General features: G+C 56.4%; 22 protein-coding genes and 1 pseudogene. 6 read left to right on the top strand and 17 right to left on the bottom strand.

Features of this window, described 5'->3' with window-relative positions:
- Positions 1–5 precede the first annotated feature (5 nt).
- Positions 6–965, bottom strand: a complete 960-nt coding sequence (locus ACJO3M_RS00780) for an AraC family transcriptional regulator (RefSeq protein WP_406998824.1) — start codon at positions 963–965, stop codon at positions 6–8.
- Between the two features lie 431 nt (positions 966–1,396).
- Here ACJO3M_RS00780 and ACJO3M_RS00785 point away from each other — a divergent pair, with 431 nt between their 5' ends.
- The 3 genes from ACJO3M_RS00785 to ACJO3M_RS00795 are packed head-to-tail and all read left to right on the top strand — an operon-like array spanning position 1,397 to position 7,174.
- Entirely contained in the window at positions 1,397–2,590 is a 1,194-nt protein-coding gene (locus ACJO3M_RS00785) for an efflux RND transporter periplasmic adaptor subunit (protein ID WP_406998826.1), read from the top strand.
- Positions 2,587–5,790, top strand: coding sequence for an efflux RND transporter permease subunit (locus ACJO3M_RS00790; protein ID WP_406998828.1), 3,204 nt, complete (start codon positions 2,587–2,589; stop codon positions 5,788–5,790). The genes ACJO3M_RS00785 and ACJO3M_RS00790 overlap by 4 nt, the downstream gene beginning before the upstream one ends.
- A complete protein-coding gene (locus ACJO3M_RS00795; RefSeq protein ID WP_406998830.1) occupies positions 5,783–7,174 on the top strand; it encodes an efflux transporter outer membrane subunit in 1,392 nt (463 codons plus the stop codon). The genes ACJO3M_RS00790 and ACJO3M_RS00795 overlap by 8 nt, the downstream gene beginning before the upstream one ends.
- Before the next feature lie 19 nt (positions 7,175–7,193).
- Here ACJO3M_RS00795 and nfsA read toward each other — a convergent pair whose 3' ends face one another.
- From nfsA to ACJO3M_RS00845, 10 genes are all read right to left on the bottom strand, one after another.
- Positions 7,194–7,931, bottom strand: a complete 738-nt coding sequence (gene nfsA, locus ACJO3M_RS00800) for an oxygen-insensitive NADPH nitroreductase (RefSeq protein ID WP_406998832.1) — start codon at positions 7,929–7,931, stop codon at positions 7,194–7,196.
- Positions 7,932–8,008: 77 nt separating this feature from the next.
- Positions 8,009–8,860, bottom strand: a complete 852-nt coding sequence (bla, locus tag ACJO3M_RS00805) for a class A beta-lactamase (RefSeq protein WP_406998834.1) — start codon at positions 8,858–8,860, stop codon at positions 8,009–8,011.
- Between the two features lie 14 nt (positions 8,861–8,874).
- Complete coding sequence (locus ACJO3M_RS00810; RefSeq protein WP_406989484.1) at positions 8,875–9,207, bottom strand: YnfA family protein; 333 nt, start codon at positions 9,205–9,207, stop codon at positions 8,875–8,877.
- Between the two features lie 15 nt (positions 9,208–9,222).
- Positions 9,223–9,897 carry a DUF899 domain-containing protein gene (locus ACJO3M_RS00815; protein WP_406998835.1) on the bottom strand — a complete coding sequence of 225 codons (675 nt, stop codon included), beginning with the start codon at positions 9,895–9,897 and terminating at the stop codon, positions 9,223–9,225.
- 382 nt (positions 9,898–10,279) lie between these two features.
- Positions 10,280–11,158, bottom strand: a complete 879-nt coding sequence (locus ACJO3M_RS00820; protein ID WP_406998836.1) for a PhzF family phenazine biosynthesis protein — start codon at positions 11,156–11,158, stop codon at positions 10,280–10,282.
- 252 nt (positions 11,159–11,410) lie between these two features.
- On the bottom strand, positions 11,411–12,127 hold the full coding sequence (locus ACJO3M_RS00825) for a hypothetical protein (protein WP_406998838.1): 717 nt from the start codon (positions 12,125–12,127) through the stop codon (positions 11,411–11,413).
- A gap of 23 nt (positions 12,128–12,150) precedes the next feature.
- Positions 12,151–12,561, bottom strand: coding sequence for a VOC family protein (locus tag ACJO3M_RS00830; protein WP_406998840.1), 411 nt, complete (start codon positions 12,559–12,561; stop codon positions 12,151–12,153).
- A gap of 138 nt (positions 12,562–12,699) precedes the next feature.
- Positions 12,700–13,404, bottom strand: coding sequence for a hypothetical protein (locus ACJO3M_RS00835; RefSeq protein WP_406998842.1), 705 nt, complete (start codon positions 13,402–13,404; stop codon positions 12,700–12,702).
- A 135-nt stretch (positions 13,405–13,539) separates the two neighbouring features.
- Positions 13,540–13,671 (bottom strand): hypothetical protein, encoded by a 132-nt coding sequence (locus tag ACJO3M_RS00840; RefSeq protein WP_406998844.1) that lies wholly within the window; start codon positions 13,669–13,671, stop codon positions 13,540–13,542.
- A gap of 74 nt (positions 13,672–13,745) precedes the next feature.
- A complete protein-coding gene (locus ACJO3M_RS00845; RefSeq protein WP_406998846.1) occupies positions 13,746–14,126 on the bottom strand; it encodes a MerR family transcriptional regulator in 381 nt (126 codons plus the stop codon).
- Positions 14,127–14,207: 81 nt separating this feature from the next.
- On the opposite strand from ACJO3M_RS00845, the gene ACJO3M_RS00850 reads away from it, so the two are divergent.
- The gene (locus ACJO3M_RS00850; protein WP_406998848.1) at positions 14,208–15,272 is read left to right on the top strand and encodes an SDR family oxidoreductase; all 1,065 of its coding nucleotides are present in this window, start codon (positions 14,208–14,210) and stop codon (positions 15,270–15,272) included.
- A 110-nt stretch (positions 15,273–15,382) separates the two neighbouring features.
- Here the strand turns inward: ACJO3M_RS00850 and ACJO3M_RS00855 are convergent, their stop codons facing one another.
- The 4 genes from ACJO3M_RS00855 to ACJO3M_RS00870 form a co-directional block, all read right to left on the bottom strand.
- A complete protein-coding gene (locus ACJO3M_RS00855; protein ID WP_406998850.1) occupies positions 15,383–15,925 on the bottom strand; it encodes a DinB family protein in 543 nt (180 codons plus the stop codon).
- 88 nt (positions 15,926–16,013) lie between these two features.
- Positions 16,014–16,445 (bottom strand): VOC family protein, encoded by a 432-nt coding sequence (locus ACJO3M_RS00860; protein WP_406998852.1) that lies wholly within the window; start codon positions 16,443–16,445, stop codon positions 16,014–16,016.
- A 35-nt stretch (positions 16,446–16,480) separates the two neighbouring features.
- Positions 16,481–16,969: a hypothetical protein gene (locus tag ACJO3M_RS00865; protein ID WP_406998854.1), complete on the bottom strand. Its 489-nt coding sequence runs from the start codon at positions 16,967–16,969 to the stop codon at positions 16,481–16,483.
- Positions 16,970–17,060: 91 nt separating this feature from the next.
- Positions 17,061–18,083: a hypothetical protein gene (locus ACJO3M_RS00870; protein ID WP_406998855.1), complete on the bottom strand. Its 1,023-nt coding sequence runs from the start codon at positions 18,081–18,083 to the stop codon at positions 17,061–17,063.
- A 108-nt stretch (positions 18,084–18,191) separates the two neighbouring features.
- On the opposite strand from ACJO3M_RS00870, the pseudogene ACJO3M_RS00875 reads away from it, so the two are divergent.
- Positions 18,192–18,491: pseudogene (locus ACJO3M_RS00875) on the top strand (IS110 family transposase); the annotation flags it as partial.
- A gap of 587 nt (positions 18,492–19,078) precedes the next feature.
- On the opposite strand, the gene ACJO3M_RS00880 reads toward ACJO3M_RS00875, so the two are convergent.
- Together ACJO3M_RS00880 and ACJO3M_RS00885 are read right to left on the bottom strand one after the other, a co-directional pair.
- The gene (locus tag ACJO3M_RS00880; RefSeq protein WP_406998857.1) at positions 19,079–19,543 is read right to left on the bottom strand and encodes a hypothetical protein; all 465 of its coding nucleotides are present in this window, start codon (positions 19,541–19,543) and stop codon (positions 19,079–19,081) included.
- Positions 19,544–19,706: 163 nt separating this feature from the next.
- Entirely contained in the window at positions 19,707–20,396 is a 690-nt protein-coding gene (locus ACJO3M_RS00885; protein WP_406998859.1) for a hypothetical protein, read from the bottom strand.
- A 70-nt stretch (positions 20,397–20,466) separates the two neighbouring features.
- On the opposite strand from ACJO3M_RS00885, the gene ACJO3M_RS00890 reads away from it, so the two are divergent.
- A complete protein-coding gene (locus ACJO3M_RS00890; protein ID WP_406998860.1) occupies positions 20,467–21,420 on the top strand; it encodes an IS110 family RNA-guided transposase in 954 nt (317 codons plus the stop codon).
- Positions 21,421–21,451 lie beyond the last annotated feature (31 nt).

Here is a 21,451-nt window from a genome sequence, read left to right on the forward strand (position 1 = left end):
GCCGGTTACACGGGTTCGGGCGCTCTCCGTTCCCCGCGCAGGAAGGTGACGTCCGCCCTGGGCGGTGCGCCAAACAGGCGGCTGTACTCCCGGCTGAAGTGGGAGGGGCTTTCGTAGCCGACCCGATAGCTGGCGGTGGCGGCTTCCAGGCCTTCGGCCAGCATCAGGCGCCGGGCTTCGTGCAGGCGCAGTTTCTTCTGGAATTGCAGCGGTGACATGCGGGTGACCTGTTTGAAGCTATGGTACAGGGTGGACTCGCTCATGTTTGCCGCGTCCGCCAATTCGCGGATACGCAGGGGCTCTGCGTAGTGATCCTTCAACGCTGAAATGACCGTGGAAATCCGGTGCGCCTGGGAATCGGCGGCAGCAAACTTGCGCATGCGTGAGCCCATGTCTCCGATCAGGGCCCGGTAGATGATTTCCCGGCGGGCCAATGGCGCCAGTATGGCGATGTCTCCGGGGGAATCGAGCAGGCTCAGCAGTCGGTAAAGCGCGCTCTGCATCCGCTCGTCCATCGACGAAATACACAGGCCACACTCCACTTCCGGGCAGGGGCCATGGTGATCCAGCGGTGGGGCCTTGTCGCCCAGTTCCAGTACCAGATCCGCCACTTCCTGTGGTTCCACGGTGAGCTTCACCGCCAGGTAGGGATGCTCCGGGGTGGCGTCGACAATTCTGCCCAGAACCGGCAGATGGACGGAACTGGCCAGATAGGTCAGCGGTGCATAAGTAATTTCCCGGTCACCCAACAGAATAGTCTTGGTGCCCTGAATCACGAAACACAGGGACGGCTCGTAGACGGTGGAGCCGCAATTGGAGGGCTGGTCGCAACGAATCAGCTCCAGGCCATCAATGGCGGAACTCTGTATCCCTTGCTGTGATGTCCAGCGACCGGCCACCCGGGCCAGTTGCTGCTGCAGGTTCAGAGCGAGGTTGGTGGCAAACTCAGGAATGGTGGCAGTCATCGTCGCGTCTCCCTTTCGCGGCAGTATAATCCTTCGAAACCTGAACTGTATGCCCTTTGAGCAGGTTCTGCAGAATCAGGCAATCACTGCGCAGAAACCGGCAACCGGTGCGAAAACCCAGGTAAAAACACCGAAAGCCTGTAACCGACGCGAAATACTATGGAAATCGAACGGTCATTCTCCCGCTCCCTGGGCCCCGGCGGTGTGGGTTACAGGTACATTGGCAGAATCGGGCAAGCTTCCCGCAGTAACCCGATACCCTCCTGCACTCAACACTCCTTATGTTAGACGACCAATCGGGGAAGAGGGACTGAAATATACCGTTTCATGTCGAAAAACCTCTACCCCAACCGACCTAACAAGCGATCTGACCGGATCTCTTGATTAACGGGAACGCTCACAAGGCGCCCCTGACTGCGGAGCTAGGAATCATGGAACGTCTGACCGGAAAAAACTTCAAAGGACCTGGCCGGGTGTTGGTCCCGGCTCTGGTAATGATGACAGTGTTACTGTCCGGATGCGATGTGCAGAGTGACGAGGCGATGGCGATGCCGCCACCACCGGAGGTGGATGTGGCGGAAGTCATTGTGGAGCCGGTGACTCTCTGGGAATCGTTCACTGGGCGCGTGGAAGCACCTGAAACTGTGGACCTGCGGCCCAGGGTCAGCGGCTACATTCACGAGGTAGCCTTTGAGGAAGGGGAGCTGGTGCAGGCCGGTGACCTGTTGTTCCAGATTGACCCCCGCCCCTATCAGGCCCGTGCGCAGGCGGCCCGTGCCGATCTGGCGTTGGCCAGGAGCCAGCTGGAACTGGCCAGGAGTGAAGCTGGCCGCGCGAAGACGTTGCTGGAGAGCCGGGCCATTTCGCAGGAGGAATACGATCAGCGCAACGCCGCGTTGATGAGTGCCCGCGCCCGGGTGGAAGCCGCCCAGGCAGCACTGGATACATCGGAGCTGGACCTGGAATACACCCGGGTTACCGCGCCGGTGAGTGGCCGTGCCGGCCGGGCGCTGGTGACCCGTGGCAACCTGGCCAACGCGGACCAGACCCTGCTGACCACGGTGGTGTCAGTGGACCCGGTGCACGTCTATTTCGAGGCCGATGAACAGGCCGCATTCAGCAGCCAGCAGCTGCTGGCCAATGACCAGCCCCGTAATGTGCGCATTGCCCTGGGTGACAACGGCCGCCAATACCAGGGCTTGCTGGATTTTGTCGATAACCGGCTGAACCCCGGTACCGGCACCCTGCAATACCGGGCGGTATTAGGCAATCCGGGTGGTCGGATCAAGCCCGGTCAGTTTGCCCGGGTGGAAATGCCGGTGGCCGAGCTGGACCGTGCACTGTTGGTCAACCGCAAGGCGGTACTGACCGATCAGGACCGTCGATACGTCTACGTGGTGGACGAAAACAACCAGGTTGCTCCCAAGCAGGTGACCACCGGTCATCAGGTGGAGGATCTGCTGGTGATCCGGGAAGGCCTCAACAGCGGTGACCGGGTAATCATCAACGGTGTTCAGAAAGTGTTTGGCGCCGGCATGGAGGTCAAGCCGCAACTGGTTGCCATGAGGGAACCGGATGCCAGTCAGGGCCCCGCGGTTGCGGTAGCCGGGGAGTCTGTGCAATGAATGTCTCGCGCTTCTTTGTGGACCGGCCGATTTTCGCGGCGGTGCTGTCCATTATCATTCTCGCCATCGGGGTGATCTCCATCCCCAACCTGCCAGTGAGTGAGTACCCGGAAGTGGTGCCGCCTTCGGTGGTGGTGCGCACGGTCTATCCCGGCGCCAACCCCAAGGAGATTGCAGAAACCGTGGCGACACCGCTGGAGGAAGCCATCAGCGGTGTCGAGGACATGATGTACTTCAAGTCCGTGGCCGGTTCTGACGGTGTCTTGCAGATGACCGTTACCTTCCGCCCCGGCACGGATGCGGAAGATGCCACCGTGCGGGTGCAGAATCGTGTCAGTCAGGCGCAGGCGCGGCTGCCGGAGGCGGTACGCCGTCAGGGCGTGACCACCCAGAAGCAGTCACCGACTTTCCTGATGGTGGTTCACCTGACGTCGCCGGACGGCACCTACGACACCCTGTACCTGCGCAACTACGCCCGGCTGCATGTACGGGACCGGCTGGCCCGTATCCAGGGGGTAGGGGATGCCCAGATCTTTGGCGGCGGTGACTACGCCATGCGCGCCTGGCTGGATCCGGACCGGATTGCCGCCCGCGGCCTGACCGCCAGCGACGTGGTCCGTGCCATGCGTGAGCAGAACGTCCAGGTATCCGCCGGCCAGATCGGCGCCGAGCCGGTGCCGGACAGCGACTTCCTGACCCTGATCAACGCCCGTGGCCGGCTGGAAACTGTGGAAGAGTTCGGCGACATTGTGCTCAAGCGTGGTGACAACGGCGAAATTCTGCGGCTGGAAGACGTCGCCCGGCTGGAGCTGGGGGCTGGTGACTACACCTTGCGCTCCCAACTCGATGGCAAGGACGCCGTGGCTATTGGTGTGTTCCAGGCCCCGGGGGCCAACGCCCTGGACATCCGTGATGAGGTGATCGACACCATGGACGAACTGGCCAACCGGTTCCCCGCGGGTGTCGAGTATGAAGCGGTGTACGACACCACCATCTTCGTCAGTGATTCCATCAAGGCGGTAGTGGCCACGCTGCTCGAAGCGGTGTTGCTGGTGGTATTGGTGGTCACCCTGTTCCTGCAGACCTGGCGGGCGTCCATCATTCCGCTGCTGGCGGTACCGGTGTCAGTCATCGGCACCTTCGGCGCGCTCTACCTGTTGGGGTACTCCATCAACACCCTGACCCTGTTTGGGCTGGTGTTGGCCATCGGCATCGTGGTGGACGACGCCATCGTGGTGGTGGAAAACGTTGAGCGTAATATCGAGGAAGGCCGGAGCCCGCTGGCGGCGGCCCACCAGGCCATGAAGGAAGTGTCTGGCCCTATCATCGCCATCGGCCTGGTGCTGTGTGCGGTGTTTATCCCCATGGCCTTCCTTTCAGGTGTGACCGGCCAGTTCTACCGGCAGTTCGCGGTGACCATCGCCATTTCCACGGTGATTTCCACCATCAATTCGCTGACCCTGTCACCGGCGATGGCGGCCATGCTGCTCAAGCCTCATAGCGCTCCCAAGGATCGCCTGCAGAGGGGTATCGATTTCCTGTTCGGCTGGGTGTTCCGGCCCTTCAACCGCTTCTTCAACGCCAGCGCGGAGAAATACCAGGGTGGCGTGTCCCGATCCCTGCGCCGGCGTGGCGCGGTGTTTGTGGTCTATGCGCTGTTGCTGACCGGCACCGGGCTGATGTTCAAAGCGGTGCCACCGGGCTTCATCCCCATTCAGGACAAGCTGTACCTGATGGCCGGGGTGAAACTGCCGGAAGGGGCCTCTTTGGAGCGCACCGACCAGTTGCTGCAACAGGTGACCGATATCGCCATGGAGACCGAAGGTGTAGCCAACGCCGTGGCCTTCCCGGGCCTGAATGCGCTGCAATTCACCAACACGTCCAACACCGGAGTGGTGTTTTTCCCCCTCAAGCCGTTTGATGAGCGCAGCCTGAGCGCGGGGGAGATTAACGCCCAGATCAACCAGAAAATCAGCGGGCTGAAGGAAGGTTTTGCGTTTTCCTTCATGCCGCCGCCGATCCTGGGGCTGGGCAATGGTTCCGGCTACCAGTTGTTCATCGAAGACCGGGGCAACCTGGGCTACGGTGCCCTGCAGAACGCGGTGAACCAGTTCCAGGGCGCCATCAGCCAGACCCCGGGCATGGGCTATCCCATCAGCAGCTACCAGGCCAACGTGCCACAGCTGGACGCGGAAGTGGACCGGCTCAAGGCCAAGGCCCAGGGCGTGCCGCTGACGGAGCTGTTCGCTACCCTGCAGACCTATCTGGGTTCCACCTACGTCAACGACTTCAACCGTTTTGGCCGTACCTGGCAGGTGATTGCCCAGGCGGATGCCCCCTACCGCGACAGCGTGGAGGACATCGCCCGCCTGCGTACCCGCAACGAGCAGGGCGAGATGGTGCCCATTGGCTCCATGGTGGATATCCGACAGAGCTTCGGACCGGACCCGGTGTTGCGCTATAACGGCTATCCTGCCGCCGACCTGGCCGGAGAAGCGGACCCACGGGTACTGTCTTCGGCGCAGGCCATGGACACCCTGACCGCACTGGCAAACGAGACATTGCCCGCGGGCATGGACTTCGAATGGACGGACCTGAGCTATCAGCAGGCCACCCAGGGCAACGCCGCGCTGGTGGTGTTCCCACTCGCTATCCTGCTGGTGTTCCTGGTGCTGGCGGCGCTGTATGAGAGCTGGACGCTGCCGCTGGCGGTGATCCTCATCGTGCCCATGTGCATGCTCTCGGCGCTGATCGGTGTCTGGTTCGGGGGTGGTGACAACAACATCTTCGTCCAGGTGGGGCTGGTGGTATTGATCGGCCTGGCCTGCAAGAACGCCATCCTGATCGTGGAATTCGCCCGCGAGCTGGAACTGCAGGGGCGAGGCGTGGTGGAAGCGGCGCTGGAGGCCTGTCGGTTGCGGCTGCGGCCCATCATCATGACCTCCATCACCTTTACCGCCGCCGTGGTGCCGTTGGTGTTGGCCACCGGTGCCGGCGCTGAGGTGCGCCAGGCTTTGGGCACCGCGGTGTTCGCCGGCATGATCGGGGTCACCCTGTTCGGCCTGTTCCTGACGCCGGTGTTCTACGTGGCCCTGCGCAAGCTCTCCGGCAGTCATCGCCTGAAGAGTCACCATACCTCCACCCTGATTTGCGACGAGGACGAAGATGAAGATGCTGTGCCGGGAGGTAGCCATGCTTAAAGTACTCACCATGACCGGCGCGCTGGCGCTGCTAGCCGGTTGCGCCGTGGGACCGGACTACCAGGCGCCAGCCACGCCGGAACCGGACGCCTTCTCGCAAGGGCGACAAGCGAGTGCCGGTGTTGATCAGCAACGCTTCTGGCAGGGTTTTGATGATCCCTTGCTGGCGCAACTGATCGACCGGACCCTGACCGCCAACCACACCCTGGAAGGGGCCGTGGCCCGCTACGAGCGCGCGGCTGCCCTGTTGTACGGCGCCGAAAGGGAGCAATGGCCCAGCGTAACCGCCAGTGCCTCCGCCGCCGAGCAATACCTGGCGGACATAGAGCAGTCACCCCCGGGCGCAGGGCCGGAACGGGTGCAACGTTACCAGGCCGGTCTGGCCGCCAACTGGGAACTGGACCTGTTCGGACGCCTGCGCCGCGCCACCGACGCGCAACAGGCGGAACTGGAAGCGGCCGGTGCCGACTTGGGTGCGGTACAGGTCGCCCTGGCCGGGCAACTGGCCAGCAGTTACTTCGAATTGCGGGGCCTGCAACAGCAGTATCGGGTGGCACAGCAGAGCGTGGCACTGCAACAGCAGTCCCTGGACATTGTCGAGGCGCGGGTAGGGGCAGGCCGGGGCACCGAGTTTGATCAGGTGCGTGCCCGTGCCCAACTGGAACGTACCCGCGCTGAATTGCCCACCCTGCAGGCGGGCATCCGCGCGGCCATGCATCGCATCGCCGTGCTGACCGGCCAGCCGCCGATGGCACTGGTGGAGACACTGTCGCCTCCGGCCGAACTCCCTGAAGCCTTGCCGGTCATTCCCGTGGACAGCCCCGGGGACGTACTGCGCCGTCGCCCGGACATTGCCGCTGCGGAGCGCCGTCTGGCCGCTGCCACCGCCCGTATTGGCGTGGCTACCGCCGACCTGTTTCCGCGCTTTACCCTGAGAGGGCTGATAGGTTCCGTTGCCGCCGACACCAGCGACCTGTTCACCGGTCCGGCGGAATCCCGCCGTGTCGCCCTGGGCATCGACTGGACCTTCCTGGACCACGGCAAGGTCAAGGCCCGCATCGAGGCCGCCGGCGCCGACAGCCGCGCGGCACTGGCCAGCTATCAGCAAGCCGTACTGGAAGCGCTGGAGGAAGCGGAGACTCGACTGGTGCGTTACCAGCGTGCACAGGAAAGGGAAGGGCGCCTGCAGCATGCCATGACCGATGCGGAGAAAGCGGTTGAACTGGCCCGCACCCGTTACGAGCAAGGCTTTATCGGCTACTTTGAAGTACTGACGGCGGAACAGGAGTTCACCGCCACCCGGGACGCGGCGGTGCGCAGCCGCACAGCGGTGACCCTGGCCATGGTGGACGTATACCGGGCGCTGGTGGGAGCGCCCGGTTAATCAGTCCCGGCCACCGGTGCTATTTCATTTTAAAGCCCTTGCCACGCAAGAAGTCCCGCATATGGGGGCGCAGCTTGGAGGTGAACAGGGGCTTGAGCTGTTCCGACCAGTTGGTGTCCTTATTGCCCCCGGTGCGGACGTGGTAATAGGTGCGCATGGTGGCGTCGAATTCCGCCACCAGTTCCGGGTCGCGCTCATCCTGGTAATAGTCCTCCTTGAGGACTGACGCCAGCGGCAGGCGCGGCTTGACCTCCGGATTCTGGTCCGGATAGCCCAGGCACATGCCAAACACCGGGTAGACATGATCCGGCAGGCGCAGCAATTCGCTCACCTCGGCCGGATTGTTGCGGATGCCGCCGATGTAACACAGGCCCAGCCCCTCGGATTCCGCTGCTGTCGCGATGTTCTGGGCGACCAGTGCAGTATCGATACTGGCTACCAGCAGTTGCTCGGTCATACCGCGAACCACCTCGGCACCGGCACGTTCGGCGGCATCCGTGGCCCGTTTCATGTCCGCGCAGAACACCAGGAAATCGGAGCACTCTGCCACATAGCGCTGGCCACCACTCAACTCCGCCAGGGCCTCACGGTTCTCCGGTTTGACCACATGGATAATGGAGTAAGCCTGCACGTGGCTGGATGTGGCGGCACTCTGGCCGGCACGAATCAGCTCCTCGAACAGCTCGCGGGGAATCTTCCGATCCTGGAACTTACGGATCGAACGGTGTGACTTGAGAAGTTCAATGGTCGGATTCATGGCGCCCTCTAGCACAAAATCAGGAAGCGGTTATCCTGCCACCGTCACACCGGTTTGGCAAAAGGGGCCAGGTGTGTTCAGTGGAGCTTTACAATCACGCTCCCAATCTCCGCAATGGCCTTATTGCGTTCATCGAATGATGCTTCGGTTTCGGTGATATAGATGGCAAGTACCAGAGGCTCGCGGTTGGGTGGCCAAAGCACGGCAGCAATGGAGCGTGAGCCGTAGCCTCCGGCGCCCGAACGATCTCCAATTTGCCAGTCCCGGGGGAGTGCGGACCGGAGTAAGTTATCACTTACCCGGTTACCCTTGAGCCAGGTTATTAGCCTATCCCTGGAATCAGTAGCCAGGGCATTGCCCAGCACGAGTTTGCGGAGGTTGCCCACCATCGCATTGGGTGTTGTGGTATCTCGCGGATCACCCGGCGCGGCCTCGTTGAGGGTGGTTTCTGTTCGGTCCAGCCGCGTAATCTTATCCCCCAGATCGCGAACAAACCCGGTCACACTGCCGGGGCCGCCGATGGCATTCAGTACAAGATTGGCCGCCGTATTGTCACTGGTGGCCATAGTAGCCTCACATATCTCCCCCAGTGTCATGCCAGGCTCCCCAGTGCGCGTCTCGGTCACTGGAGAGTAGGTGACCAGATCGTCTTTGTTGAACGTGACTCGTCGATCGAGGTCCTCCGTCCCTCCATCCACCCGCGCCAGCAGCGCTGCGCAGGCAAGGGTTTTGAAGGTGCTGGTCATGGGGAAACGAGCATCGCCCTGATAGTCCCAGGTTTCTCCGGTGGCAGAATCGTAGAGGGTGACCCCTACGCGGGCGTCCAGGCGTTGTTCTACCGTTTTCACGACTTCAAGCAACGGACTCGCATGGGTGAGGGAAAATGCGGAAGTCATCAAGAGCAGGGTAAGAGTACGAAAAGTGATCATTCAGCGGGGTCCTATCAGGTGCTGCGTGGTGCAAACATAATAATCGCCATACCCAGAATGGCCACCGATGAGCCCACGAAATCCCAGACCGTTGGCCGAATGCCGTCCACCGCCCATAACCACAGTATTGCGGTAAAAATATAGACGCCGCCGTAGGCCGCATACACCCTGCCAGCGGCAGTCGGGTGCAATGACAGCAGCCAGGCAAAGGCGGCGAGGCTCAAAGCCCCTGGCACCAGAAGCCAGATGGTCTTGCCTTCGCGCAGCCAGAGGTACGGCAGGTAACAGCCAACGATTTCAGCAATGGCCGTGATGAAAAACAGGCCGGCGGTCTTTAGCTCGGGCAAATCGGAGATCCCTGGTTATGTATCGTATTCGTCGTGCATACGCCACCACTCGAACGGCGGGGTCTGTGGCCAGCCCTCGGGTGAGTCTTCCCAGGTTTCCTGGCGGCCATAGGGTGTCAGGTCCAGCAACCGGAAATTGGTGTCGAACAGCTCGCCGCCGCGATCCGTGGTGAAGTAGGTGCGGTATACACGGTTGTCATCATCACGAATGAACACGTTCACCGCAAACCCTTTTCCCGCATCGAAAGCGTCGGCGAAGCGGCGGCCGTGATCCGTGTACCAGGGCGTGTCCCAGCCCATCCGCTTCTGCAGGGCGGTGATTTCGCTTTGCGGCGCCGGTGAGGTGAACACGAAGGTGGTGTCCCGGGCGTTGACGTGTGAAATATTGTGGCCAATGTTGTCCATGACCATTGAACAGCCCTGGCAGGGCGCTGCGCCGGGCTCCAGCATGGCACAGTAAACGATCAGTTGCCGGCGGCCGTGGAACAGGTCAACCAGCGAAACCTCCCCCTCCGGCCCGGTGAAGGTGAAGTGGTCTTCGACAGGGACCATCGGCAGTCTGCGGCGCTCGGCGGCCAGTGCATCCTGGGCGCGGGTCAGTTCCTTTTCCTTGACGAGGAGTGCCTGGCGGGCCTTGTGCCAGTCTTCGAGCGTACCGATAGTTGGAAGTGCAGTCTTGTTAGCCGACATGATATGAGCTCCTGTTGTTTGAGGTGCACTTCATAGTCGAACGGGATAGGGCTAATTCGACAGTTCCTCGTATTCCCTTTGATAGGTTTCGTAATCCTGGTGATAGGTATTCATGCTGGCCGCATCCTGGCAGTGGTTCAGGCCTCTGGTGCTAACAGAAGTATCTTGCTCACAACGATTTTCCACATATGCCTGTCGGCCACTGATCGTAAAGAGCGAGCACCCGGATAAGAACATAAACAACGCTATCGAGAGTGACTTATCAAGTTTCATTTAAACCTTTCCCTGTATACATCTGTGCCTTGGAAACCAAGCGCGAAGCGTTCGGAAGCGGCGACCAGGCTGTCCGGTGGAGGGCCGTCAGACCCGGAACGTAATGGAACTATTGGTTAGGAAGTCGTAGCGTTCCATTGCCAACCAAACAGACTTTACCCCTTATGGTCACGTTCAATTCAGAGCCTGCCTGAACAGTCGCATAAAGCTCGCTTGGCCTATGCAGAAATCGTCCCTGCGCCAAAACAAGGGTATCATTTACGGGTGCGCGCCCATGTGTAACCAAATACACCGCTGCCGGCCCTGCCGCACTGCCAGTGGCGATATCTTCGACACTACCATTATTTTCCCAGGTACGTCCTTCGAGTTCGTTTACTTCCAAGACGTAAACAAATTTGGCACCCACTGTCGCTAACAAATCCTCAAAGTCAGAAGCAACGATCCGGGCGCGTTCAAGGTTGGAAGTTATAGGCACGATTAGGTAAGGAAGTCCCGTTGAAACTACCTGTAACGGAAGCTTTGGAGCCAGATCAGTGATTGAAAGATTCAGCGCCTCTAAAAAGGCTTCATTTCTTTCCGCTGGAATCGGGGGATTAACGGTTGCAGTTCCTTGATCCATTTCTGCGACATAGGACTCACCTTGGCGACGGCTAGTCAAGTTGATGCTCCGGCCATGAATGACAAACTCAAGGCGAACCTCATCTTCCGTCAAGAAGAACTCAGAATGAAGCATCGCTGCCGCCCCGATGACTGGGTGTCCGGCGAAGGAAAGCTCCTCTTCCATTGTGAAAATCCGAGCATTGAATTTTGATGATTGATCGGTCCGCTGCAGGAAAATTGTTTCGAACTGTCGCATTTCCTGAGTAATGCTCTGCATGACATGTTTGGGCAAATCGTCATCAAGCAAGAACACACTCAGTCCATTGCCTGACAATGGCTGGTTAGCGAATACATCAACGAGCCAAAAGGGGAGAGTTCGTAGAGTCATTGTGGTTTCCTGACAGCAATTAGATAGAACGCTTCGATATCGCGAAAGCTGACCGCTTGATTATTACGACTTTTCGCTCACGAGCGTCATGCCCATAAACCAGGCAGAACAACAGCTTAGTCCATCTATCCTGTTACTGTCATGTAATCGCGTGACGTCTTCATTTTGCGCTTTCAATCATGCTGCGCAGAACAGCCATCCAGCGGCCTTGGTGTCCTGGTCTGCTTCGCTGGAGCGTACAGGCTGGCCGTGTTAGCCACCATTCTCACCTTCAACAGGAAAAACTTCTGAAATTTTCTCTGTGAGCCCGTCGACAGCTCCATCAACAATAGGCGACATATATTCCGATGCGCTTTCCAGCAATGCCTCCCCGGTGTCTGATGCGACTTTACCAGCAACCTTTTTGAGGACAGCTTTCAACACACCTTTAAAGGACTTGTCTGGAGCTCCAGCCGCGATGAGCGCTTCCTTAACCGCCTGGCGTTCATGTTCAGGGATGTACAGTTCGATCAGTGCAACGACTGCGTCCAGGGGCAATTTGACGATGCTGGGAGAGAAAGAGCCGTCTGAAACGTGGCCGAGTAACTGAACTTTGGATCGTAAATGGTCAGATATCAGCGGGTTTTCAATTTCTAGAACGAATTGGTCGCCAGACTTCTGAATAATTGGGCGCTTGAGAAGATTCTTTACTCGCGAATCCAGTTCCGACACTGAAAGCCTTCTCAGCTCTCTCTCGTAGATTAATTTACGGGCTTTTGTTCTTGTAACACGAAGCTTCGATACGAGCTCATATACCCCGGGCTCAGATGAAATTGCCCCTACTTCTTCCAGAGCGTTCAATACGAGCAATTCAATCTCTGACTTTGGCAAGGCTCCAAAGGCCGGGTCTAAGAATCTTTGAAGCAACCCCTTCAGAGCGATTGCTGATCGCTCGTCGCCGGCTTGTCGAACTATTTCATCCAGATCCAAAAGTTTTCCCTTATATTGATCTATTACTCATCCGAAGGCCCGACCCAAAACAGCGGGTTATGTGCGATTTCCCAGAGATAACCATCGGGGTCAGAAAAATAACCGGCGTAGCCACCCCAATCCGTTGTTTGGGCAGGCTTGGTGACAACGGCACCCGCTGCGACCGCCTGAGCCATGACCTGGTCTACCTCGTGCTCAGAGCTCACATTGTGCGCCAGACTGAACCCCGCAAACCCTTCAGAAGGCCCCGACACCGACGCATCTTCCGCCAGGGCTTCACGCCCGTACAGGCCGAGCCAGGTACCGTTCAGGGTAAAAAATGCCACTTCAGGTGGCGAATCCATTCTAGGAAGGCCCAGGCCGTGCTCGTAGAACTTGATCGAACGCGGCAGATCATCCACACCCAGAGTGATCATACTGATCCGTGGTTTCATGGTTCCTCCCTGTATCCCCGGTGTTAATCAGCATCTTGCCAAAAAACGATAAAACAAGAGCTTAGCCCATCGCCCGGCCCGCTGCCATGCAATCGCGTGACGTCGTTTGCACACTTCAGGTGTTGTGCCGACCCCGGCTTACTCACTCATGATGGATTCCAGCAGGGTATCGAAGTCCATATCGATCTCGCCTTCCTCCGCACGTCTTGTCAGGGCGATCATCGACCCCTGCAGTTCTGGATCGTCATCCAGCATGAGCAGGTCGGGGTTGATGAGGGTATTAACGGTGTCCTGCACAACCCTGGGAGCCTTATTGAATTGGCGGCGAAGTAAGCGGGTGAGGGCTGATCCGTTTTTTACACCATCGAGGGTTCGCAGAAGCGTGTATTCACGCTCGGTCACCAGGTAACGGCAAAGCTTCCTCATCACCGGGGTGTCCGCATTGTTAATGATCAGGGTGCCCCGGGACACGAACATCTTGTCGACGTAGTAAATGGCCACCAGTGCCTGATCGAATGGACCCACTTCGTTAATGATGGCCAGATTGATGGCTCGGTTCTGGAAATAGAAATCCGGAAGCACTTCATCGGCGGGCGTTCGGTTCAGCTCGACCAGATCCATCACCGTTTCCACGTTCCGTTTCCGGGTCTCTTTGAGAAACTCGGAGTGCTGAAGAAGGTTGGGGGTGAGCAGTGTCAGCGCTGAATTATCCAGGGCACGAAGCGCACGGCAGACCGACAGCGTCAGGTCAAAATCACCCAGGCCGAGTTGCAGGACTTCCTGGGGCGCCTGTTCTTCAATAAGGGAGGTAACAAATGAGCTTCGTGGTTCTTCTGGAGTCATGGTTCTGTCTGATACAGCCTGTGTTCGTCGGAAACGGACGGTTGGGCTGAGCATGGTAGCGGTGTATCCAGGCCAATCCCTTGGCTTGGGGCCACACCATTCGCGGTCAGTCCCGCGAGTCGGGAAAGTAAGCCTTTAGCCTCCCCAGATCCCCAACATGGCACCGGTGCCCAGTACCAGCGCGCCGCCCACTTCCTCGACGATCAGCGACACCATAAACGCGCCCGTCATCCAGGGCGGCAGACAGATTTTTTCAGCCAGGGGCATGGATTTGTTCCTTGGTTATGGGTGGAAGCCCGAAGTATACCCGGGGGGAGTGTTGAACGAACTGAAGCGGTTGGTTACTTGCAGCGCCCGCTTTCGCGTAAGGCCGCCGCGCTTTCTTCCAGCCTTTGCTGTTCACGGCCAAGCAGGGCGCTGACCTGTTTCAGCTCGCGAATCCTGCCCTCTACCGCCGCCTTTTTTTCCGCCATCAGCACCGCGCCCTGTTCACAATCAATGCTGTCACTGCGCAACGCATCCAGCACCTCTCGAATCTCGCGCAGGGAAAAGCCCAACGCCTTGAGCTGACGGACCATGGCGACCCGCTCCACCGCCTTTTCCGGGTAGTTCCGGTAATTGTTGCCGCGCCGTTCCACTTCCTGCAGCAGGCCGGCCTTTTCGTAATAGCGCAGGGTGTGGCGGTTCACCCCAGTGCGCTGCTCCAGTTCCGCAATCTGCATAATACTCCCTCAACCGGGTGTTGACCTTAGAGCATACTCTACCCTTTAACGTGGTGGCAGACCTTAACAAGGAGACCTGCCATGACCCTGTTCATCACCGGCGCCACAGGCTTTATCGGCCGCCATGTCTGTGCCCAGTTAACCCGTAGTCACGACCTGTGTGCCGTATTGCGCCAACCTGAGAGTCAGCTCCCGATCTTGCGCCGACAGGTGAATGCCCTGGGCGGGCAGGGCGACCGCCTACATGCCGTGCAGGGGGATCTGGATCTGCCCGGCCTGGGCCTGCCGGAGGACCTGCCCGCTTCCCGGGTCATCATTCATCTGGGGGCCCGCTTTGCCTGGCAGCTAGCCCCTGCCACGGCCCATCGCACCAATGTAGCCGGCAGCCTGGCGGTGGCCGAGCTGGCCAGGCGTCACCACAGCCGCCTGGTGTTTATCAGCGGCTTCATGCTGGAAAACCAAGATCACCTGCTGCGACTGGGAATCAACGACGATAACCCTGAACGGGTGAACTGGCGGCGGGTTTACCGTCGGGCCGGCGGTTATGAGGCCAGCAAACTGGAAGCGGCAATCCGGGTACGCGCGCTGGCGGCTGAAAGCGATCTGGACGTGGTGGAAGTCCAACCCGCCACTGTCGCCGGCCACAGCCACACAGGCGCTCTGGATCCGAGCCAGCCACTGTTTGCCTTGCTCGACAACCTGGCCCGGGGGCGCATGGCGATGATCCCGGGCAGTCCCGACCACTGGCTGCCCCTGGTGGCTGTGGATCATCTGGCGTCACTGATTGCAGTTGCCGCCACCAGTGACAACGCCCCGAAACGGTTGTTGGCCCTGGACCCGACCACGCCTAATTTGCAGGGTATGCTCGCCATCGCAGCCGACTTGCTGGGCCGGCGGGCGCCCCAGCGCCATCTGCCGATTCCGGTACTCGCCGCCCTGCTACACCTGCCCGGTCTGCCGCGGCTGATGAACACCTGGCCGGAGGCCCTGCACTTTATCCAACCCACCCGCTTTGACACCGCAAGCACCGATGCTTTTCTGCGGGAACAAGGGTTGGCGCGCCCCCCGATGGAGGCGGTTATTGCCGCCAGTGCCCGGTGGTACCAGCAATGTCGACGTAATCCACCGGAGCCAAGGCCTGCCTGATCCGGCATCTATACAGGCGCGTGCGGAAATCGGGGTACCCATTCGCCAGCCCAACCGGTGGGGCCTCGGTCGGCCCAGCAGTGAAAAAATTGTCCGGCAACAGCGGCTGGTTATAGATGAGTCTCCTCTGGAATTTGAGCCAACAGGTCAGTAACCCCGATATCCACTCCCGCCTGTGATAGCAAGGTAGAAACCTGCCCTCGATGATGCGTTTGATGATTAAAAAAATGAAGAACCAGGCTCGAATACCGTTTTCTGGCAGGAATGCCTTTGATGTCGTGGTAGCTGAGAACGAAATCCAGATCGCCTTCGGATAGCTCGGCTATCCAGTTAATAATCTGGCGATCCAGCCAGATGCGCTGGTCAGATAAGCGACCAAGATCGTCAAAGAGTATTTGATCCAGGCTTGTCGGATTCTGGAGATCAGCGACCTCCCGCAACGAGTGCAGGCAGGACGGATGGGTAGCAAACCGTTTGAGCCAGAGGATGTCACCAACGAGGATGTGATTCAGGGTACCCAGGATGGAGCCAAAAAAGGCCCCACGGTCTTTGGCCAGATCGGTTGCAGAGAGCTGTCCCGCAGCCTCATAAACCTTCGAGTTCATCCACTGATTGTAGGCGGCTAGCAATTCAAAGTGATTTTTCAGGCTCATCAGAGTTCCTTCTCATGTATAACGCCCCAATAACCGGCGCGAGCTTGCGAGCGTCCGGCAGCCGGAGGCTACAGAGTGCTGAACTTGGCTATGTGTTGATGCTGCCGCCATTCTGGTTCGACAGGTTGAGCTGCCAGGACACCCCATACCTATCCTTCAACCACCCAAATTTTTGACTAAAACCATAATTATCCAAAGGCATTAGCTCGGAGCCACCTTCAGCCAAGGCCCGAAATGCCGCCTCAATTTCGCTCGTCGATTCACACTCAACATACAGTGACATGGAGGGTGTAAAATTGAACCGGTGGTCAAGGTGGCTATCCAGCGCCATAAACTCGGTACCGCTTATCGTAAACCGAGCCATCTTGGCAGAACCTTCTGGTTCGAGCTCACCAGCTTCGTAGCGCTGAATATCGGTGATCTCTGAACCTGGAAATAAAGAGGTATAGAACTTGATTGCCTCCTCGGCTTTCCCGGCCTGCTCCCCGACAAACATGAGCGAGGTCGTAATGGACTTCATCTGTTCCTCCGTTCTGGTCGGTAGACATAGCGCCATCAGGAACCATCTGGCTCGACCAGCCGCACCGCGACATTGGCATGGCGCGACCCGGCTTCACTCTCGTGAAGCGAGCCAAACAGGTTTACCCATTGACCCTTCTCCAGCAAGAGCTGCCCTTGGCCCGAACTATCCCCGCTACGTGTGGTATATGTGCCAGCATAGTTGAACTTGAGTTTACCGGATGAGTTTTTGATTCGACTGAACTCAAAACCGATTGAAACTTCATGGGACGAAGCAAAGCCCTTATCTTCGGCGGCCACAGCTACCCTCAAAATACTCGACTCTTCCAGAAAACCCGGTAATAAATCGGATGGACGACTATCGGGTTTGGTGGCCTCGCATTCACAGTATCGGACTTCCAAGACCAACTGTTTACTGCCGATGTAGTCGTCAGGGTTAGCTTGTCCAGCAAGTGCAAGTCCGGGGAATACGAACGAAGCGGACAGAATCAGCTGGAAAATTGGGTGTGGTGTCATCCTTGGCATACGACGTCCTGCTTTCTGGTTTTAACGCTGCCAACACCGACCGAGCGTAGCGAGGTCCAGCGCACGAAGTGCGCGATGGTGCTTGACCTTGCTAAGAGGCATTGGCACGTTCCGCTTCTTCCAGTTTCTTTAATGCGAACTCACCCCTCTCAGATACAGGGTGAGATTTGTCTAACGCAAATCGCTCAGCAAAAGCCCTAGTTACAGAACCTAGACTGTCTAGCTCTCGTATCAGAATCTCTGCTGAAACTCGTCTAACGATAGATGAAGGATCTTCAGATGATCTTTTTAGCAATTCGATTAGTGGGGTTTTAATATTCAACTTTCGTTCAGCAACGATAGGCTTCAGCCGGCCTTCACAATATCGTATATCGGTCCACTCCCATTTCCGGCCTTCCATCCATACAACTCGCCCTTCAAATAAGCTACGGTATGCTTTAGCTCGAACGCAAGGCTGAATAGCTGAACCAGCTATTCCTTCAATTTTCCCATCAAGTATCGGGGTGCGACCAAGCTGAGAAAAGAGCGAAGGCATAGGCCCAGAAGCTGATAAAACCAACTTAGACCTAAGCGACTTTGCTATTTCCTCTTCACAAATGACTTGAAGAAGCACCTCTTTATCCGCTTCTTCGATCCTGCCCCAGGAGTTCCAATTGGAAAGTGCAACACACAGCGCTTCAACAACATATTTAGGATCAGTCGATCTTGCTATCTCAGGAAGCTTGTCCCTTGCGGCCTTACGAACTTGAGGCACCCAATCATTAAGCCTGCGGACAGCAAGAGAGAAAAAGAATGTATTGGGTGCCTCCCCCGACAGGGCTCGTAGAGCTTTTTCTCGCCTGTAACCATCCCAGCTAATTAGATCAATCCAAGTTATCAATGCTTTAGTCTTTGACCATGCCTTCCACTTCGGAGCGTTTGATTCTCTTAGTGCTGAAGAAAACTCGGAACGAATCAATCGCTCCCAGTAGTCAAAACTCGAAAGAGGCAACTTATCCGTCACATCTATTAGTGAAGACATGTCAGCAACGACCTTGCTCCCCGAGTTTATCGAGTCAGCAAAGTCTTTTACTGCTGAAATAATCTTATCTTCCATAATCTGCGATTGTTGCATCTACTACCCGCCTCTTAATGAATGATATGGACTCCCCCTGCTCCCACGGCATCCATGTGCCGCATTGAAGGTGTTCGACATCTTGAATCAAAAGCAGGAGGAGTCATCATGTATGTTCCAACCATTGGCATTGATCTGGCGAAAACTGTGTTCAGTATTCATGGCACCGACCAACACAACAAGGTCGTGGTTCGCAAACGGGTGAATCGACTCAAGCTGTTGCCGTTCTTCGCACAATTACCTTCGTGCCTGATCGGCATGGAAGCCTGCTCGGGCGCCCACTACTGGGCGCGGGAGATGACCAGGCTCGGCCATGACGTTCGAATTATTGCACCGCGAATCGTGGCACCCTATCGCAAGAGCAGCAAGAACGACGACAACGATGCCGAGGCCATCTGCGAAGCGGTCGGCTGACCCAATAGGCGCTTCGTTCCTATCTGAAGAGATATTCGCCTTTAACCGCGGGATCGTAGCTCTGAAAAGCGGCCATGTTAAAGACTAAAACTCGCAGTGCGCGTAAATTTTTTCAATATTATCAATGTAGTGAACGTAATTTTCATGAGCGCTTTTATGAGGTTCAATGTAATCTGTGGTATCAAACAAATATACTTTTTATACGATCCATATGCCATTCATAAAGATCTTTGGTGCTTGAATTAAGTAGGCTATACCAAATTTCAATATCGGGGTTAGGCCTGCAAGACTTTGCATAATCTAGCAATTTAACCATTGTTCTTCTCAATGGGTTGTAAAGTAGCCATGTGTCATCTTCTACAATATTTTCCTCATAATTATACTGCTGAAAAAAATGCAGAAATAAATCCTAAAGAGAAAAAATCGAAATAATTGCGAAGCTTTTGATGCTTGATTCCTCTAGGTCGAAAAAAACTAATAACTCTAGGATTAATTTAACGCCAGTGGTAAAAGGCGCCAACGGAGCGCAGCGTAGTTGGCGTCCCATTAACCACCTTGTTAAATTAGAACTATGTGCAGCTTCAGCCTTCCAGTGGCTCAGAGTCAACAAGTCGGATTTTCCTGTTAGTTGACCATGAATCACGGCTGAAAATACCACACAGGCAGCCGGCAATGGAGTGTGTTGCGATAACACATATCGCTACTTCAATTTCAATTCTAGATAGTGAGCTATATCCAAAACCAAATAAAAATATACCGCCAAGTGCTACGATGGATCCGGAACAAGACCCCAGAAAAGCTGCACGACGGATACTAATATCAGATTCCTTTTCCGTAAATTTGTACAGGCCAAAACAAAACAATAATCCTGTCAACGCTGCTGGAGCTAGTCCAAAGAAATAGGAAAAGACAATCACAAACAGAAACATTTCATTTTGGACATCACCGACGATAGAGGCTAGAGAAAACACAGTGAGCCCGCCGAAAATCGGCCCCAAAAGTATAAAGACGCCAAGTACTGCTGCAATCTCTCTGACACGCTTCATAGCTTCCTGCTCTGCCTGTACTTTTCAAACGAAATTCCAAAGATTTTCGCAGCCGTCGGATTCAATATTGATAAGGATTTAACGTCTTGGCTTTGCGGCGCACCGGAGCGCTAGCGTAGGTGCGTTCGACAACAGTCGCTTGTTATGGGGCTACCAGTGCCTCCTAGCGCTGAAAGTAGTCACTTACACAGCCGGCTTGAAATGCCCAACTATTATCTGTATATACTCCACATATAAAACCGGTCAATTTATAAGGCTCCTCATAGTTCCTAAAAACCGGATCTTTATTTTTATAGTATATTGCTTCACATTGATAATCTTCCTCATGATAGAATAAAGGAATCGTTACCCCGGCACTAATCGCTAACATATTAGTATATTTTATTTTATTAAATCTGTAGACAGTCTTTGATTTATAACTTTCGACTTCTACGTCTCTGAAGTGAGAGCGCAACCTTTCAGGCTTTAATTGGCTTTCACGCTCTATCTCTAAATGGCAAAGGCGCGCGCCTCGCAACAAATCCTCAGCACTTAATTCCGGCCCCTCTTCCAATCCAAATCCTGCATGAATCCCGACACACCCTGACAACAGGAAACTTACAGACAAAATAACCAGAGCAGTCTTGGTTGGCAACATTTTGAACCCATAACGCCGCCAGCACGCGCGGCTTTGTAGTGGAGGCGAAGCCGCAACGGAAAAGCCGTCGCTGTGGCTGGCCTTGTATGGATAATTTCTGCCGTGTTTGGGTAAATTGAGGCCCACCCCCAGTGGCCGCTGGGGGCCTTCATGCAGCAGCTCGATGTTGGCAGGCTCCTCATTCGAGAGACCGGTAACAAGTGCGTAGCGCTGCATGACTCTCAAGCGATAACTCGTACAGTCATCGGGGCCTCGAGCCCGTATAGCAAGGCAGAGTCAGCTTATTATGAACACCACAGAAATCCAAACTTCACTGAATATCGGTGTCGACGTTGGTAAAGCCAACCTTGATATCGCTCTCCATCCTTCCGGACAGTTTTATTCAATTCCCAATAGCGAAGCCCACATTCGTCGGTTCGTGAAGATCCTCAAGGACTACGATATTGAACGAATCGTGGTGGAGGCCACAGGGCGCCATGAGCATGCCCTGGTTCAGGCCTGCAATCAGGCAGGCTTACCGATCATAGTCGTCAATCCCACCAGTGTCAGACGTTACGCTCAGGCCATCGGCGTGCTCGCCAAAACTGACCGTATTGATGCCCAGGTGATTGCCAAATATGCTGCCACACTCAAGCCGGAATTCAGACCTATCCCGGACAAAACATCACAAAAGATCAGAGACTTATTGGCCAGGCGGGCTCAGCTTATGGAGATGTCCACCATGGAGAAAAACCGTCTCCAGATCATGCCAAAACCCCTTCACCGATCCATTAAAAGCTTACTCAGGATGCTGCAGAGCCAGATTGAAACGATCACCCGACAAATCGAGCAGGAAGTGGCCAAAGTGGATCACTGGCGTACCAAAATGGACATCATGACCAGTGTGCCCGGTGTCGGAAAAGTGCTCGCCTACACCTTCCTGAGTGAGCTGCCGGAGCTCGGCTCTCTGAACCGAAAGGAGATCGCCGCACTGGTCGGTGTCGCACCCATCAATCGAGACAGCGGCAAGCTCAATGGCAAACGGAGGATACGAGGTGGGCGCCCCAGAGTCCGAACCGTGATGTTCATGGCCATGCTCTCATCCATTCAGTGCAATCCCGTTTTCAAACGCTTTTACGAACGCTTGAAGGCCCAGGGGAAGATTCCAAAAGTGGCCGTCGTTGCCTGCATGCGAAAGATGATTGTGGTGCTCAATACCATGGTCAAAAATCAGGAACCGTGGCGTGAAAAAGTGGCTTAATATATGCGATTGACACCACAGTCACTTGTTA

Origin of the sequence: Marinobacter alkalisoli (assembly GCF_045449795.1) — a bacterium.
Taxonomy (GTDB): Bacteria; Pseudomonadota; Gammaproteobacteria; order Pseudomonadales; family Oleiphilaceae; genus Marinobacter.